A 2,053-nucleotide genomic window follows, 5' to 3' on the forward strand; every position below is an offset into this window, starting at 1 on the left:
TATTTTCATCCGCACGGGACACGATAGCTTCGAGCCTAGCGTAGATCGCAGCGTACTTAGCGCAGGTCCTGCCGCGTCTATCAAGCACGAGCTTTTATTCTTTCTATCCATAGTAAAAAGTCTAAAATTAAACGAAAATATCTGGCAGAATTAAATTTTGAATTTTACCTTAAATCCGCAAATACGGAGGCTTTGCGCCGCCGCGAAATTTTAAAATTTAAAAGTACTCTTCCCGGCTCGGCGCCGCTATGATTTAGAATTTTCGCGACAAGGTCTATTATATTTGCGGCGGAGAGCGAAGTTTGAAACCTATCGCGACGAAATTCCATGCGATTTATAAATTTTTGCGGTCCGCATAGAGGAATTGAGCAAAGATGGATACTGATATGGCGATGATTGCACCGTACGCTTTCCATAAGGAGATTACCACGCTGCCTATAATCGTGCCGCAAACACTACTTTTACCATCGCGAGCCCGCGTCAAAAAAATTAAGTGCCGATCGCGGCAATGATAGAAGAGGTAATTTACTCATATTTTCATCGTTCATTTCGCCATCCTAATGCTTTTAAAAATCGACGATTAAAAAGCTCACACAAAAGCCGACCACACATTTAATCTGCCTCCAAGCATTTTTAAGCGACAATACGAAAATCAAATTTTCGGAGTCCTTATGACGATTTACGAGCTAAAGCCCAAATTTCAAAATTTACTTCGTCCGTTAGTAAGACGTCTTTACGGCGCGGGCGTCAGCGCAAATCAAGTCACGATCACAGCCTGCGTCATTTCCGTTCTGCTGGGCGGACTTCTGATAAAATTCGCCGAAATTTCGACGCTATTCTTTCTGCTGCCCGTTTGGATGTTTTTGCGTATGGCGCTAAATGCCATCGACGGCATGCTGGCTCGCGAGCTTAATCAAAAAAGCCCGCTGGGCGGCTACCTAAACGAAGCCACGGACGTCATCTCGGACGCCGCGCTGTATCTGCCGTTTGCCTTCGTGGCGCCGTTTGACTGGGGCGTTATCGCGCTCGTTATCTTTCTATCTTTTATGAGTGAGTTTTTGGGCGTCCTAGGGCAGGTGCACGGTTGCGGCAGGCGATACGACGGGCCTATGGGCAAGAGCGACCGCGCGTTTATATTCGGGCTTATCGGTACGGTATATGCGCTATCTGGGCGACTACCGGAGTGGCTTAGCTGGGTACTTTACGCCGCGATATTTTTACTTGCGCTTACTTGTGCAAACCGCGTAAGGATGGGACTAAAAAGCGTGGAATAAGGCGCCTCGGACGAGGATAAATTTAATAGCTATCTCTAAAATCGACGCAAGATAAATTCGCCTAAATTTGATATAATTGCAAAAGTTTTAAGCTCGCCTCGACGCGGGCACGCAATAATTATAAATTTGATCTTGTTTAAATTTACGAGATTTTTTGAGGCGAGGATAAAATATCACGGCGAATTTGTCCGCTTAATTTAGACGCTTTAAAAGACGCTAGGCGCGCAAAACGCGTCGGTTGATTTCGAGCGTTTTATCAAAGTCGGTGAAATTAAAGGCAAGTAGCAAAAGCGGCAAATTGCAGGCGTTACTTAAAACCGTATCAGCTTTAATCGCCTCAAATTCATGTCTAAACGCTCGTTTTCGGCATGATGGGCGAGAAGCTTATTCGCTGCACGCAACCGTAAAATTGAGGGCACCGCAAAAAGTGAATTTGAAAAGTAAAAGAGTAAAAAGGATACAAGATGAAAGAGTTTTTAGCTGTAGCACTTGATTTTATCCTTTGCCGTATTACTATATTTATCACGGGCGTACGGCCGCCGCAGGAGCTTTTAAACATCGGCGAGGGTACTAAAATTTACTATGCAAACCACGCCAGTCACGGCGATTTTTTGCTGATTTTCGTCTCGCTGCCGTATCGCGTGAGAAAGCGCGTGCGCCCAGTCGCGGCGACGGAGTACTGGGAGAGCGGGCCCGTGCGCAGATTTCTTGCTAAAAACGTGTTTAACATGGTGCTAATCAGCCGCCGTAAAGACCCGCTGGAGGCGCTGGCGCAAATG

General features: G+C 46.1%; 1 protein-coding gene and 1 pseudogene. Both read left to right on the forward strand.

What is annotated here, in order from left to right; genetic code table 11:
• Positions 1 to 671: 671 nt before the first annotated feature.
• Positions 672 to 1,274 (forward strand): CDP-alcohol phosphatidyltransferase family protein, encoded by a 603-nt coding sequence (locus Q0413_RS03635; RefSeq protein WP_298062272.1) that lies wholly within the window; start codon positions 672 to 674, stop codon positions 1,272 to 1,274.
• 464 nt (positions 1,275 to 1,738) lie between these two features.
• Positions 1,739 to 2,053 (forward strand): annotated as a pseudogene (locus tag Q0413_RS03640) (1-acyl-sn-glycerol-3-phosphate acyltransferase); the annotation flags it as partial.

The organism is uncultured Campylobacter sp., assembly GCF_938045465.1.
Taxonomy (GTDB): Bacteria; Campylobacterota; Campylobacteria; order Campylobacterales; family Campylobacteraceae; genus Campylobacter_B.

Bases quoted from the DNA above. Each gene is read 5' to 3' on its own strand.
- Q0413_RS03635 (WP_298062272.1), top strand. From the start codon at position 672: ATGACGATTTACGAGCTAAAGCCCAAATTTCAAAATTTACTTCGTCCG.